This window comes from Nitrospina watsonii (genome assembly GCF_946900835.1).
Taxonomy (GTDB): Bacteria; Nitrospinota; Nitrospinia; order Nitrospinales; family Nitrospinaceae; genus Nitrospina; species Nitrospina watsonii.
Window position 1 is genome coordinate 226,906 of record NZ_OX336137.1, and the last position, 13,225, is coordinate 240,130.

Sequence of the window (13,225 nt, forward strand, 5' to 3'; positions counted from 1 at the left end):
TTTGCAATTGCATTTCAATATCCACGCCGCCCTCGTGGCGGCATTGCGTAGGGTTGAGGAACGGTTACGGTCTCCCAATCCTGGCAAGACAATAAAGTTTATCGAGGAGAATAAATGAAAACAGCAGTAATTACTGGTATCACCGGGCAGGATGGAGCCTACCTGGCTCGATTTCTCTTGAAAAAGGATTACCAGGTGTATGGCACGTGCCGGCGCACCAGTTCGGTCAATTTATGGCGGCTCCAGGAGTTGTGCCTGACCGATCATCCCCAACTGCATATTGTCGATTACGATCTGACCGACCTCAGCTCCGCCATTCGTCTTCTGGAAACCACCCAGCCCGGCGAGGTGTACAACCTGGCCGCGCAGAGTTTCGTCGGCCTGTCTTTCGATCAGCCGGTGGCCACCACCAAGATCAATTGCCTGGGCTCCCTCAATATTCTGGAAGCCATCCGCATGGTAAATCCCAAGATCCGATTTTATCAGGCCTCGTCGTCGGAAATGTTCGGGAAGGTGCAATCGGTTCCTCAAAATGAGGAGACCCCGTTTTACCCGCGCAGTCCTTACGGCGTCTCCAAGCTCTTCGGGCATTGGATGACCATCAATTACCGCGAGTCCTATAATATGTTTGGGGCGAGCGGCATCCTGTTCAATCATGAATCTCCATTGCGGGGCCGGGAATTCGTGACCCGCAAAATCACTGACGGTTTGGCCCGGGTGAAGTTGGGAGAACAAACGCACATTGAACTCGGCAATCTGGATGCGAAGCGCGATTGGGGGTTTGCCGGGGATTACGTGGAGGGCATGCACGCCATGCTACAGCTCGATGATCCGGATACCTTCGTGCTGGCCACGGGCAGGACCGAACGGGTGCGGGATTTTGTGGAGATGACCTGCAAAGCGCTGGATATCGATATCGCCTGGGAGGGGGCGGGTAAGGAGGAGAAGGGGCTCGACACCAAAACCGGCGCAACCATCGTCAAAATAAACCCGCATTTTTACCGCCCGGCTGAGGTGGATCTGCTGATTGGTGATGCGGAGAAAGCAAAGGCAAAGCTGGGTTGGCGGGCGACGACCCCACTCGAAGAACTCTGCGCGATGATGGTGGAATCGGATTTGCGCCGAGTGAAAAACGGGAATTCCTTCTAACATGCCGACGGCTCTCATTACCGGTCTGCATGGTTTTACAGGAAGGTATCTGGCGGCGGAGCTTGAGGCGGCCGGGTATCGGGTGTGCGGCACGGTCCATGACGGAGCGCCTGCCGGGCCAGGCGAATTTTTGACCGATATTTGTGACAAGGGCGCCGTACAAAAGGTTATTTCTGAAGTACAACCTGATGTGGTGGCGCACCTGGCGGCAATTTCCTTTGCCGCGCACCAGGATGCGGAGTCCATCTACCGCACCAATCTGGTGGGAACCCGCCACTTGCTTCAGGCCCTGGCGGATTGTGGGAAGACGCCACGCGCGGTGTTGTTGGCAAGCAGTGCCAATGTCTATGGCAATGCGTCCGATGATCCCATCGACGAGAACGCGCCGCCGAACCCGGCAAACGACTATGCGGTGAGCAAGCTGGCGATGGAGTGCATGGCCCGCCTGTGGATGGAAAAACTGCCCATCGTGATTGTCCGGCCCTTTAACTACACGGGAAGAGGGCAGTCGCGGAATTTCTTGCTTCCCAAGATCGTGGACCACTTCCGTCGTGGCGCAAAAGAGATCGAACTGGGGAACCTGGATGTCGCCCGGGACTTTTCCGATGTCAGGACGGTGGCCGGTGCCTACCGCCAGCTCATCGAGAGGGGACCCCCCGGAGAAACGTTCAATATCTGTTCGGGAAAAGCCGTCACTCTGGAGAACGTATTGGATTTGATGGCGGAAATTGCTGAATACCCCATTCAAGTCAAGGTCAACCCCGCTTTTGTGCGAGAGAACGAGGTGAAGCGCTTGCGTGGTTCGAATGCAAAACTGCTCAAGGCAATCGGCGAGCTGGATGCCATTCCGCTGGAGCAGACCTTGCGTTGGATGTTTGAGGGGGATGACTGATGAGGGTGGGTATTGACGCCCGGCTTCTTTCCGAAAAGGTTACGGGAATCGGGCGGTACACGGCGGAATTGACACGGAAGCTGGTCGAACAACCAGGCGAATTCTACATCTACAGCCCGCGGCCGGTTTTAGCTGGGCCGTGGCGGCAAGATAACGTTGTGCTTCGATCAGGTAATTTTCGTAGCAGGGCCGGGAGGATGCTTTGGTCGCAGAGTTGCCTTCCATACTGGGCGGCGAAGGATCGAGTCAATATCTTCTGGGGTGCCACGCACCGGTTGCCGCGTTATTTACCCGATTCCGTAGCCCGGGTTGTCACGATTCATGACCTGGTCTGGAAGCACGCGGGTGACACCATGCGTCCGCTTAGCAGGTGGCTTGAGAAAAAGCTCATGCCGGAGGCTCTGCGCTTAGCGGATCGGATCATTGCCGATTCTTACAGTACCTTGAACGGGCTCGTGGAGGAATTTCCGGAGTCGCGTGATCGGATTCGGGTGGTGTATCCAGGGGCGACGGAACTGCCGGAACCTTTGGGCTTCCAGTCACTCGCCTGCATGGGGATTGATCGTCCGTACTTCCTGTTTGTGGGCACCCTGGAACCACGGAAGAATCTGCGCCGCTTATTGGAAGCTTACGCACACATCAATGGGGCCATCAGGAATAAAGCTCTGCTGGTGATTGCCGGCGGCAAGGGCTGGGGAGGAGTGAATATCGATACCCTCGTTAGGGAGAGGGGGCTGGTTGGAAATGTGCTTGCAGTCGGTTATGTAAACGATGCCCAACTGGCAACGCTATACTCTCATGCCCTCTTTCTGGCGATGCCATCCATCTACGAAGGCTTCGGGTTGCCGTTGGTGGAGGCCATGTCGTTTGGCGTGCCGGTATTGACTTCGGCTACATCCTCTTTGCCGGAGGTCGCTGGAGATGCCGGAATACTGGTGGATCCACTCGATGAGTTTTCGATTGCCAATGGCTTGATGTACATGCTGGGTAATGACGTGAATAGAGAGCAACTGGCGTCCAAAGCGAAAGCCCGCGCTGAACGGTTTACCTGGGAAAAGGCCGCGCGAGAGACGTGGGCCGTTTTTCAGGAAGCTGTTGAGGAACGGCAGTTGCGCGGTGGAGGTGATTATTGAGCGGTAAGGTCCGGGTATTGCATCTTTACCGCACTTATTTCCCGGATTCCCAGGGCGGACTGGAGGAAGTAATCCGCCAGATTTGCCACAACACGGCTGATTTGGGAATCGAAAGTCGGGTTTGCACGCTGAGCCCAAATCCCGAACCACCGGTTCTTAAACGAAAAGAGGCAAATGTGTATCGGTTTCGCCGCACGTTTGAGATTGCTTCTTGTGGTGTATCCATCGATGCCATCAATGGGTTCAAATGGTTGGTCGATTGGGCTGATATTGTGCATTATCATTTTCCTTGGCCTTTTGCGGATCTTCTCCATTTTTTATGCCGCGTGAAAAAGCCCACCGTAGTGACCTATCATTCGGATATTGTGCGCCAAAAGAATCTGCTGAAACTTTATCGGCCATTGATGCGGGCGTTTCTCAACCGGGTCGATATCATTGTGCCGACTTCTGAGAACTATTTTAAAACCAGTGAAGATCTGAGCATGCATGCCGGGAAAGTTGAAGTGATTCCCATTGGCTTGGATGAAAAAATGTATCCTCCGGTCTCAGAAAAGGAAACAGCCTCAACCTGTGAAAGGCTTGGCAAAAACTTTTTTCTATTTGTCGGCGTACTCAGGTATTACAAGGGCCTGCATATCCTATTGGATGCCCTGAAGGGAACTTCGATAACGTGTGTGATCGCCGGTGCCGGGCCGATTGAGCAAGAGTTGAAGGCACATGCCGGCCGTTTGGGGTTGGAGCATGTGCGGTTTCTCGGCCATGTCACCGATGCGGAGAAGGTCGCCATGATGAAGCTCTGCCGTGCCGTGGTTTTCCCCTCTCACCTGCGCTCCGAGGCTTTTGGGGTGACATTGGTGGAAGGGGCGATGCACGGAAAACCGTTGATTTCTACTGAGATTGGTACTGGAACCAGCTATATCAATATCCATGGAGAGACGGGTTTTGTTGTCAAGCCCGGCAATGCTCATGAACTGCGAGAGGCCATGTTGCGCTTGGACAGCGATGGAGAACTGGCCGTGCGAATGGGAGAATCGGCCCGGATGCGTTATGAAACCTTGTTTACTGGACGCTTGATGGGGGAACGCTATGCCCGGGTCTATGGAAGGCTGGCAGGCGGATGAGCCGTTTTTTGGTGACCGGCGCGGCTGGATTTATTGGACGCCATCTGTGCAACTACCTGCGCAACCGGAAGCATGAGGTTTGGGCGTTGACACGCCGGCCTGAAGAGGGGCCTTGGGACCAGGCGTTCTGCTGTGATCTTGGAAGCGCCCCCCTTCCCGATGGATTGATGGACGGGGTGGATGGGATTTTCCATCTTGCCAATATAGCGCACACCAATTTAACGGGCAAGGAGGCGGAATGCTATTGGTCAGTCAATGTGGCCGGTACCGAGGCCTTGTTGATGGCGGCGGCCAATGCCAATGTGGCTCGATTCGTCTATTTCAGCAGTGTCAAGGCCGTGGCCGATCCGGGCGGGGAGTGTGTGGATGAAACCTGGGAGCCCGTCCCGAAAGACCTCTATGGGTATTCCAAGCGGATGGCGGAACAACGGGTGTTGGCGGCGGGTGTAAAAACGGGGATGCATGTCTGCAATCTGCGTCCGGCGTTGGTCTATGGGCCGGGGGTTAAGGGCAATCTGTTTCGTATGCTCCAGGCGGTGAAACGCGGCCGCTTTCCCCCTTTGCCTGATTTCGGCAACCGGCGTTCGATGGTGTCGCTGGACGATCTGATTACAGCGGCAGGGCTGGCCATGGAGAACCCGAAAGCGAATGGCCGCACCTATATTGTTGAGGACGGGCAAGGATATTCAACCCGGATGCTCTATGAGGCGATGTGCAAGGAGTTTGGAGTTCCGGTTTCCCGTTGGCATATCCCGGAACACGTATTGTGTATGGGCGCGGTGATTGGGGATTGGATAGGGAAATTATTCAAGTGCAACATGCCCCTGAATTCCGCTGTGTTGTCCCGACTGATGAGTTCGGCCTGCTACCGGTCAGACCGTATTCGGAATGAGCTGGGGTGGCTCTCGCAAAATACTTTTTTTGACGGATTGCCGGATATGGTTGATAGGGTGGAAGATTCTTCTGATTCATGAAGCGTTTCTCTCTATTGGCTGTACCTTGATCTATTGGAATTTCCTAAACCATCCGTAAAATTCATTTTGTTAGATGCCCTTTAATTTAAAAGGGCGATATCAAGAGTTTGGGGGGAGGGGTATGTGGGAATGGGGTTGGCTACTTGGAACTTCACTAGTATCCATGGTTGGAACCAGGACTATTTTGTATTATGCGCCCACCTTAGGACTGGTGCACGCCCCCAGTGGTAGGGATTCCCATGAAGGGTTGATACCCAGTGGTGGCGGGATGGGAATGGTTCTGGCCTCAATGATGGCCGGTGGTTTCATGTTTTATTTTCTCACCCCAGACTCTGTTTCGGAAGAAGAGGGGCTCAAACTTATAGCCGTGTTGGGATTAGCGCTGCCCTTGGCGGTTGTTGGGCTGAGGGATGATATCCAGCACCTATCGGCAAAGGTGCGATTGGGGACGCAGGTGGCGGTTGTCGGCGGATTGCTGGCCTTGATGGGTGAACTCCCTGATCTTTTCCTCACTCCGCCCTTTTCCTTAGTTGGGGAGGGAGTCCGAGTTGGTGGCTGGGTCTTACTCGGGCTTTTGTGGTTTGCAGGCGTGTGGTGGGTCAATCTGTTTAACTTCATGGATGGCATTGACGGCATTGCCAGCGTACAGGCTATTTTCATGTTGGTGGTGGGCGCTGGGCTATCCGTTGGTTTTTTTCCTGAAGTGCTGCACAATTCAGTGTGTCTGCTCATGCTAGGCATCGTAGCTGCAACGGTAGGATTTCTGCTGTTCAATTGGCCTCCCGCCAAGATTTTTATGGGGGATTGTGGCAGCACCTGGCTGGCTTTCATGATTTATGCCTTGGCCTTGCTTTCGATTCAGGCCGGATGGTTGAGTTACGCTGTCTGGTTGGTGTTGGGGGCGGTATTCGTGACGGATGCCACCGTCACGCTGGTAACCCGTATATTATGTGGAGAACGGTGGTACGAGGGACATTGCAGTCATGCATACCAGCGCCTTTCTCGCCGTTGGGATAACGGCAGGCCTAAGTCAGGCCACCGTTCGGTTACACTGCTGGTCATAGCGATCAACCTGCTGTGGCTCGGTCCTTTTGCGTGGGCTTGTCTCAAATGGCAACAGTGGTCCATCGTTTGGCTGGCGTTGGCCTATGTCCCCCTTATAGTTGCGACAGTTTTGCTGGGCGCGGGAAGACCTGACCCTGCCCGGGCTGATTCGAGAACGCATGACCGAACCGGTTGGTGAAGCTGTTACGTCCCTTAAGTATGTTTTGATGATGTTGGCCGATACGGTTCTTTCAGTTTCTGCCACGCTGTTTTCGTTGCGATCTTACCTTATTGGCACAGATGATCGGAGCTGAAGGAAGCTCTCCCCATCGCTGTATTTTTTCTGTCAGCAATACAACGTCTGCTGGGGGATTGTCCTCTTATGAGCAATCTCCCTACGAAATCCCCTTGCTAAGGTACTGTTGACATTTAAGGTAGTGCTCCTATTGGTTCAATGAGTGCAATCTAAATATTGACGAAATGAATCAATTTCGATTTTGAAAATAGTGATAGCACTAAGTGTGGTTGGTTTTTTCGGAAATATTTAAGGCAGAAAAAAAGACGGCAGTAAAATAAATAACAAAAACGCCCGGAGTATGATCCAGGAGAATGGAATTGCCCAGGCAACCCACCGCTGTGATCGTCGCAAGCCCTAGTGCAAGATTTTTATTCACTGGGCTCAATCGGAATGAATATTTAAACTGACAGAAAATAAAATAAAGCAAAGCACCAAGTCCTAACAGTCCGGTTTGCACGCCTGTCATCAAATATTCGTTGTGAGGGTTAACGGTCTTGTGTTTGAGATTCTTGATCTCCGCTAATTTTGAATATTGACGTTTGAAACTTCCCGTCCCATGGCCAAACACGGGTCTTTCGCTCAACAGATGATAGCTATTGACCATGAATTCCAAACGCAATCCCGTGGAAGTTTCTGAATCTCCTTTCCTAAAATATTCAAGGCTGTTATCCACCGTCTCGTACACTCTGTGTTGATAGGGACCTGGGATCGAGATCAATGCGAAATTGAAGATTAAAATTACCAGCAATCCATAAATAGTAAATCTCCATTTGAATTGTTGAGCTAAAAATAAGATAAAGAGCAAATAAAAAAGAACATATCCGGTTCTTCCGTCGGCCACGAAAAATAGGTTAACCATTCCTAAAATAAAGAGCAGGATCAATCCAATCATATATCGTTTGTTAAGTCTATTGGCGAAGGCATAGGTAATCACCCCAAATAGAAACACCGCCAACAAAAAACTATGGTTAATTCTGTCTTTAAACGCACTCCCAGTGAAATCATGGGCTAGATTTTCCGGAGGAAAAAGTAAGGTATAAAATGAAACGATCAGAGTCACCACCATAGACAGGCCAAAAGCACATTGAGCCCAAGTTCTATACTGTTCCTTGGATAGAAAGGGGATGAAAACTATCAGATACAACAGCTCCCGATATTTTTTCAGCGTCTTGCCTGCTTCGGCGAAAGAAGCCGGTGTGTAAGTCGTTGCAAGGATGAAAATCAGAAACAAAAGGAGGGATGCGCGGACCAATGGATTTCCCACTTGATCCATGAAGGTTTTATGATGTCCCGCAAGAAACCATAAAGTCAGAATCAGGATGGCTAATAGATCGGTGAGGGAAGTACTCAGGGAAATGACGAAGCCCAAGGCAATCGTCAGGAAGACCCCGGCTTGATGAGCCTTTTCGGACCAGGTCATTGAATTTCCTTCAGGCTGAAACTTCCCACCTACCCGCCAAAAACCTTGAAAAACTGCTTTGATTCTACAAATTTTCTTTTAAGTCCGAAAAAATTGCTGGGCATTATTGCAGATTTTCCATTTTTCTAATCACTCTGTCAATGAGACGAGAAAATAGTCTTTGCCGACTAAATAAATCTATTTTAAAGTGGATGGCTCTAACTTATTGAAAAATGGAGCCGACGAGCGGATTTGAACCGCTGACCTACTGATTACGAATCAGTTGCTCTACCAACTGAGCTACGTCGGCGTGCTTGGGTTGGAGTTGTGTATTAAAGCGGTTTTGGCCTCGAAAATCAATGCCGAAATGGCGCCGGCCTGCAAAGCATTTCAACTTGAATTGCGCCCATCGGCCATCGTTCGCCCTCAACGCATTAGCCATTCTCCTCAGGCGTAGCCTGCGCCCCCAGTTCAGCGTCCGTCCGCCGGGTATCAGCCCGTTTGCTGCAGGCCGTGCCTGCCCGACCAGGCCATGCTGCGGTTGGAGCCGCCGGCCCAGTCTTTGGGGCCGACCACGAGGATGCCGATGTCCTGCGCCGCCTCGAACCAGCCCAGCACGGCCTGCATGGTGGTGTCAGCGGATGCGCCCTGTTCCAGCATCTGGTAGGCGCGGTAGGCGGTCATGTTGAGGGCGATGGATTCGCCGTGCCCGGTGGCGGCAACGGCTCCGCTGGGCCCGGCATATAAGCCGCACCCGATCAGCGGCACGTCGCCGACGCGCCCGCGCCAGCTGTTGCCGGTGCCGCCGGTGCTGAGCGCGGCGGCGAACTGTTTGCCATCCCACGCCACGGCGCCGACGGTGTCCGAGCTCTTCGCGCCGTTGCCGCGCATGTGGGATTCGTCGAGCGCGGTGAAGCCGCGTTCCGCCGCGTAGCGCGCCGCGCCGTCCCCGGCCAACAGATGATACGGTTCGTCGAGCAGGGCCTGGGCGATGTACACCGGATTCTGAAAACCTTCAACCACCGCCACCGCCCCGAACTTGTGCCGGGCGCCGTCCATGCACGCCGCGTCCATCTGGACCGCTCCGTCGTCGCGGCGGCGCGATCCCATCCCGGCGTTGAAGCGGCCGTCGTTTTCGAGAATTTCGACGGCGGCGCAGGCGGCGTCCACAGCGCTGGCTCCGTCCTGCATCAGCATCAGTCCGCGTTCGCAGGCGCGGTCGGTGCCGTCGGAATGGGCGTTGTCGGACCCGGCACCGCCGTGGGCGAGCAGGGCGTATCGGTGTGTTGTCATGAAAAAAGCCGCTTTCCGCTTGGTCCCGGGTGCGGGATTGGTTTATGATGAGGACTCATTATAGCCAAGATACCATCCGGAGACCCGACGCATGGTCAAATTCTGCCTGCAATGCAAAGACGCATTCTGGGGCGGCAAGCACTGCCCGAACTGCGAAGGCGAGATCGAACTGCTCGATGCCGCCGTGCCTGAAAACCAGAAATATTTGAGCCAGCTCAACATCGACGTGCGGCCGAAATACTTTGCGCGCAGCTCGATGCTGCTGACCTGTTTCGGTTTCGTCATGGCGCTGCCGCTGGGCATGTTCGTGTTTCTGCGCGGTGTGTCCGCGTCCGGCAATGTTGTGTTGTGGGCGTCGGTCGGCATCGGCCTGGTGCTCTCCGTGTCGTGGCTGACGTGGTGGGGCTCCGCCAAAGTGTTCAGCCGCAAAATGAAAGACGTCCACACCCTGAAAGAACCGCAGCTGGACTGATCCGGCCAACTCCTGCGCCGCCCTCACCCGTTCATTGCGTTTTCACCGCTTTTTGCCCGATGTCGCGGCGGAAGTGCGCGCCCTCCCAGCGGATTTTATCGACGGCGCGGTAGGCGGTGTCGATGGCCTGGGTGATGTCTTTGCCCGTTGCCGTGACGCCCAGCACGCGACCGCCGTGGGTGACGATGTGGTCGCCCTCGACTTTGGTTCCGGCGTGGAACACCACCGCTTCCGGAATCGAGGCCACCTGCGCCAGCCCGGAAATGGCCTGGCCTTTTTCATACGAGCCGGGGTAGCCGCCGGCGGCCATCACCACACACACCGCCGCGTCCGGTTTCCATTCCAGATGAATTTTTTCGAGCGTGCCGTCGGCGCAGGCTTTGAGCGCGGGCACGATGTCCGACTGCATCCGCATCATCAGCGGTTGCGTTTCCGGATCGCCCATGCGGCAGTTGAACTCCAGTACCTTGGGTCCGTCGGCGGTGAGCATCAGTCCCGCGTACAGAATGCCTTTATATAAAATGTCCTGCTCTTGCAGACCGCGCAGCGTTGGCAGCAGGATGCGTTCGACCACCTGCTCTTTGAGCGCGGGAGTGAAAACAGGTGTCGGCGAATACGCGCCCATGCCGCCGGTATTGGGACCGGCATCGCCGTCGAGCGCGGCCTTGTGATCCTGCGCCGCTTCGAGCGCCACCACGGTGTGGCCGTCGGTGAAGGCGAGGATGGAGATCTCCTGTCCTTCGAGGCATTGTTCGATGACCACTTGGTTGCCGGACTCGCCGAACGTTTTTGCGCCCATGATCTGCTCAACGGCATCCACCGCTTCCGCTTCGTTTTTGCAGACGAACACACCCTTGCCCGCTGCCAGTCCGTCGGCCTTCACCACCAGCGCCCCTTTGCCGTGGCAATACGCTTTCGCCGCGTCCTTGTCTTCGAACACGTCGAAGTCGGCGGTGGGGATGTTGTGGGTCTTCATCAGATCCTTGGCGAAGGCCTTGCTGCCTTCGAGCAGTGCGCCCTGGGCGGTGGGGCCGACGATCTTCAGGCCCTGGCTTTCGAACAGATCGACGATGCCCATCACCAACGGTTGTTCGGGGCCGACGACGGTGAGATCGACCCGGTTTTCGAGCGCGATGGCGAGCAGGGAATCGAGATCGGTAGCGGAGACGGAGATGTTGCGGGCCAGTCCCTCGGTGCCGGCATTGCCCGGCGCGCAGAAGACTTCGGTGACGAGGGGGCTTTGCTTGATTTTCCACACCAACGCGTGTTCGCGACCGCCGCCGCCGATGACCAGTATTTTCATGCCCCTCCGTTCCTTATTATATTATTCAGTTCCGGTTCCTCAGTTGGCCTGAATTTTATAGAAAAACGCCACCTCGTACAATTTTAATCGTGCCGCCTCACAAGCCCCGCCAATCCATGCTATTTTGAGACGCAGGCGACGCCTGAGGAAACAGGCCACGCCTGAGGAAACGGGCTGACGCATTGAGGGCGAACGCTGATTCGGAGAGCACAGCCTAAAGCGAAAGGCATTATGATCCGCATTGAAGGACTGTCCAAATCGTTCGGCGGCAAACCCGTGCTCCGCGACTTTTCGCTGGAGATCGGGGAAGGGGAGCGTTTCGTTTTGCTGGGCCGCAGCGGGTGCGGCAAAACCACGTTGCTGCGCTGCATCGCCGGGTTCGAGCGTCCCGATGCCGGCAGCATTTTCATAGAAGGCCGCGCCGTCAACAGCTTGCCTGTCGAGCGCCGTCCCATTGGTTTCATCTTCCAACGCCACGCCCTGTTTCCGCACAAGACCGTGTACGACAACATCGCCGTCGGGCCGCGCATCCGCGGTGAAGCGGAACAGGATATTCAAGACAAGATCGACGCGCTGCTGGCGATCACGCGCCTGACCGGGTTGCGCCATGCCTGGCCGAACCAGTTGAGCGGCGGCGAATCGCAACGTGTCGCCCTGGCGCGCGCCGTCATCAATCGGCCCAAGGTGCTGTTGCTCGACGAACCCCTGTCGGCGCTTGACGCCAGCCTGCGCCAGAATCTGCGCGACGAGTTGGTGGAGATGCAGAAGGCGTTCGGCATTACGTTTTTATTCGTCACCCACGATCAGGAAGAAGCCATGAGCCTCGCCGACCGCATGAGCATTCTGGAAGACGGGCAGTTGTTGCAGGTGGGCGCACCGGAACAGTTGTACGACCGTCCGGCGGACCGCTTCGTTGCCGAATTTCTGGGCGGGGTCAATCGCCTGCCCGGCGTGGTGAAAAGCGAAGCCGCGTCCGGATGCCGCGTGACGCTGGATGACAGCCTTCAGTTGCTGGCGGGAGGCGAATTGCGATTCCCGGTGGGAACGCCGGTCGATGTGTTCTTCCGTCCGGAACGGGCCGGGCTGGCAGACGAACCCGGTACGCGCACCGGGATGAACCGAGTGGAAGGCGTGCTCGAACACAAAGCGTTTTACGGCAGTCACACCCGGTACCGGGTGCGGTTGCTCCACGGCCCGGCGGTGACGGTACAGGTGCGGCACGGCATCGATGCCGGTCTGCGCGTCGGCATGCGGGTGTGGGTGGAAGTTGCGATCGAAGACACCTTGCTCTACCAGCGAGAGAAAGGGAATGAAAACGATGCCTGACTGGAAACGTCATCTCCGGGTTGTAACGGCTGCGTTGCTGTGGTGTGCGGTGATGGGCTTCGCGCCGGGTTGTGGCGGCGACGCGACCGATACCAAGCGCAAGCTGATCGTGGCCACCGACGCCACCCTGCCGCCGATGTCGTTTCTGGACGAGACCAACCGGCTCGCTGGATTCGAAGTCGATCTCATCGCAGCGGTGGCGAAGCAGGCGGGATTCGAGTACGACCTCATCAATGTCGAGTGGAACGGACTGTTCGGCGGGCTCATCACGAAGAAGTACGACCTCGTCATCAGTTCCGTCACCATCCTCGACGAAAGAAAAGAACGCATGGCGTTCAGCGTGCCGTATCTCAAAAGCGGGCTGTCGCTGGTGGTGCGGCGCGACACAGAGGGCGTCGCGTCGCTGCAAGACGTGCAGGCAAACGGCGGCACCGTCGGCGCGCAACGCGCCACCACGGCGTACTTTTATCTGGAAGATTATCCCAAGCTCAACAAGCAGGCGTACGAACTGTACGGTCACGCCATTCAGGATTTGATCAAGGGCGAAGTCCTCGCCGTGCTGGGCGAAAGCACGGGCACGCTGTATTACAAAAACAACGACGCGGCGGTGTTCCAGGAGATCAAGATGGTGGGCGACATTTTGACCGAGGAGCATTACGGCATCGTGGCGCGCAAAGGCGAAACGGAATTATTAAATAGAGTGAATGCCGCGTTGCAGACACTGCTCGCCAACGGCACGGTGCAACGCCTGCACGACAAGTGGGAACTGGGCCGGGCGGCGGTGGTGCCGCAATCCATTGCGAAACCGGAAGGCACGTGAG

Annotated in this window: 12 protein-coding genes and 1 tRNA gene; 9 read left to right on the top strand and 4 right to left on the bottom strand. The window is 55.6% G+C overall.

The window, feature by feature from the left end; translation table 11 throughout:
- Positions 1-114 precede the first annotated feature (114 nt).
- The 6 genes from gmd to QML71_RS01065 all read left to right on the top strand — a co-directional run bounded on the left by gmd (position 115) and on the right by QML71_RS01065 (position 6,512).
- Positions 115-1,149, top strand: coding sequence for a GDP-mannose 4,6-dehydratase (gene gmd, locus QML71_RS01040; protein ID WP_282010040.1), 1,035 nt, complete (start codon positions 115-117; stop codon positions 1,147-1,149).
- A gap of 1 nt (position 1,150) precedes the next feature.
- Positions 1,151-2,041 (top strand): GDP-mannose 4,6-dehydratase, encoded by an 891-nt coding sequence (locus tag QML71_RS01045; protein WP_282010041.1) that lies wholly within the window; start codon positions 1,151-1,153, stop codon positions 2,039-2,041.
- Entirely contained in the window at positions 2,041-3,174 is a 1,134-nt protein-coding gene (locus tag QML71_RS01050; RefSeq protein WP_282010042.1) for a glycosyltransferase family 4 protein, read from the top strand. Before QML71_RS01045 ends, QML71_RS01050 begins: the two co-directional genes overlap by 1 nt.
- Positions 3,171-4,295 (top strand): glycosyltransferase, encoded by a 1,125-nt coding sequence (locus tag QML71_RS01055; RefSeq protein WP_282010043.1) that lies wholly within the window; start codon positions 3,171-3,173, stop codon positions 4,293-4,295. The genes QML71_RS01050 and QML71_RS01055 overlap by 4 nt, the downstream gene beginning before the upstream one ends.
- Positions 4,292-5,269, top strand: a complete 978-nt coding sequence (locus QML71_RS01060) for an NAD-dependent epimerase/dehydratase family protein (protein ID WP_282010044.1) — start codon at positions 4,292-4,294, stop codon at positions 5,267-5,269. The genes QML71_RS01055 and QML71_RS01060 overlap by 4 nt, the downstream gene beginning before the upstream one ends.
- A gap of 268 nt (positions 5,270-5,537) precedes the next feature.
- Positions 5,538-6,512 carry an MraY family glycosyltransferase gene (locus QML71_RS01065; protein ID WP_282010045.1) on the top strand — a complete coding sequence of 325 codons (975 nt, stop codon included), beginning with the start codon at positions 5,538-5,540 and terminating at the stop codon, positions 6,510-6,512.
- A gap of 316 nt (positions 6,513-6,828) precedes the next feature.
- On the opposite strand, the gene QML71_RS01070 is transcribed toward QML71_RS01065, so the two are convergent.
- The 3 genes from QML71_RS01070 to QML71_RS01080 form a co-directional block, all read right to left on the bottom strand.
- Complete coding sequence (locus tag QML71_RS01070; protein WP_282010046.1) at positions 6,829-8,031, bottom strand: O-antigen ligase family protein; 1,203 nt, start codon at positions 8,029-8,031, stop codon at positions 6,829-6,831.
- Positions 8,032-8,244: 213 nt separating this feature from the next.
- Positions 8,245-8,320, bottom strand: a tRNA-Thr gene (locus QML71_RS01075).
- Between the two features lie 182 nt (positions 8,321-8,502).
- A complete protein-coding gene (locus tag QML71_RS01080) occupies positions 8,503-9,303 on the bottom strand; it encodes an isoaspartyl peptidase/L-asparaginase (RefSeq protein WP_282010047.1) in 801 nt (266 codons plus the stop codon).
- Between the two features lie 91 nt (positions 9,304-9,394).
- Here QML71_RS01080 and QML71_RS01085 point away from each other — a divergent pair, with 91 nt between their 5' ends.
- The gene (locus QML71_RS01085) at positions 9,395-9,775 is read left to right on the top strand and encodes a hypothetical protein (RefSeq protein WP_282010048.1); all 381 of its coding nucleotides are present in this window, start codon (positions 9,395-9,397) and stop codon (positions 9,773-9,775) included.
- A 31-nt stretch (positions 9,776-9,806) separates the two neighbouring features.
- On the opposite strand, the gene purD is transcribed toward QML71_RS01085, so the two are convergent.
- Entirely contained in the window at positions 9,807-11,078 is a 1,272-nt protein-coding gene (gene purD / locus QML71_RS01090; protein ID WP_282010049.1) for a phosphoribosylamine--glycine ligase, read from the bottom strand.
- A gap of 231 nt (positions 11,079-11,309) precedes the next feature.
- Here purD and QML71_RS01095 point away from each other — a divergent pair, with 231 nt between their 5' ends.
- The gene (locus tag QML71_RS01095) at positions 11,310-12,404 is read left to right on the top strand and encodes an ABC transporter ATP-binding protein (protein ID WP_282010050.1); all 1,095 of its coding nucleotides are present in this window, start codon (positions 11,310-11,312) and stop codon (positions 12,402-12,404) included.
- Complete coding sequence (locus QML71_RS01100) at positions 12,397-13,224, top strand: basic amino acid ABC transporter substrate-binding protein (RefSeq protein WP_282010051.1); 828 nt, start codon at positions 12,397-12,399, stop codon at positions 13,222-13,224. The genes QML71_RS01095 and QML71_RS01100 overlap by 8 nt, the downstream gene beginning before the upstream one ends.
- Position 13,225 lies beyond the last annotated feature (1 nt).

Coding starts and splice junctions, on each gene's coding strand:
- gmd (WP_282010040.1), top strand. CDS start 115: ATGAAAACAGCAGTAATTACTGGTATCACCGGGCAGGATGGAGCCTAC.
- QML71_RS01045 (WP_282010041.1), top strand. CDS start 1,151: ATGCCGACGGCTCTCATTACCGGTCTGCATGGTTTTACAGGAAGGTAT.
- QML71_RS01050 (WP_282010042.1), top strand. CDS start 2,041: ATGAGGGTGGGTATTGACGCCCGGCTTCTTTCCGAAAAGGTTACGGGA.
- QML71_RS01060 (WP_282010044.1), top strand. CDS start 4,292: ATGAGCCGTTTTTTGGTGACCGGCGCGGCTGGATTTATTGGACGCCAT.
- QML71_RS01065 (WP_282010045.1), top strand. CDS start 5,538: ATGGGAATGGTTCTGGCCTCAATGATGGCCGGTGGTTTCATGTTTTAT.
- QML71_RS01070 (WP_282010046.1), bottom strand. CDS start 8,031: ATGACCTGGTCCGAAAAGGCTCATCAAGCCGGGGTCTTCCTGACGATT.
- QML71_RS01080 (WP_282010047.1), bottom strand. CDS start 9,303: ATGACAACACACCGATACGCCCTGCTCGCCCACGGCGGTGCCGGGTCC.
- QML71_RS01085 (WP_282010048.1), top strand. CDS start 9,395: ATGGTCAAATTCTGCCTGCAATGCAAAGACGCATTCTGGGGCGGCAAG.
- purD (WP_282010049.1), bottom strand. CDS start 11,078: ATGAAAATACTGGTCATCGGCGGCGGCGGTCGCGAACACGCGTTGGTG.
- QML71_RS01095 (WP_282010050.1), top strand. CDS start 11,310: ATGATCCGCATTGAAGGACTGTCCAAATCGTTCGGCGGCAAACCCGTG.
- QML71_RS01100 (WP_282010051.1), top strand. CDS start 12,397: ATGCCTGACTGGAAACGTCATCTCCGGGTTGTAACGGCTGCGTTGCTG.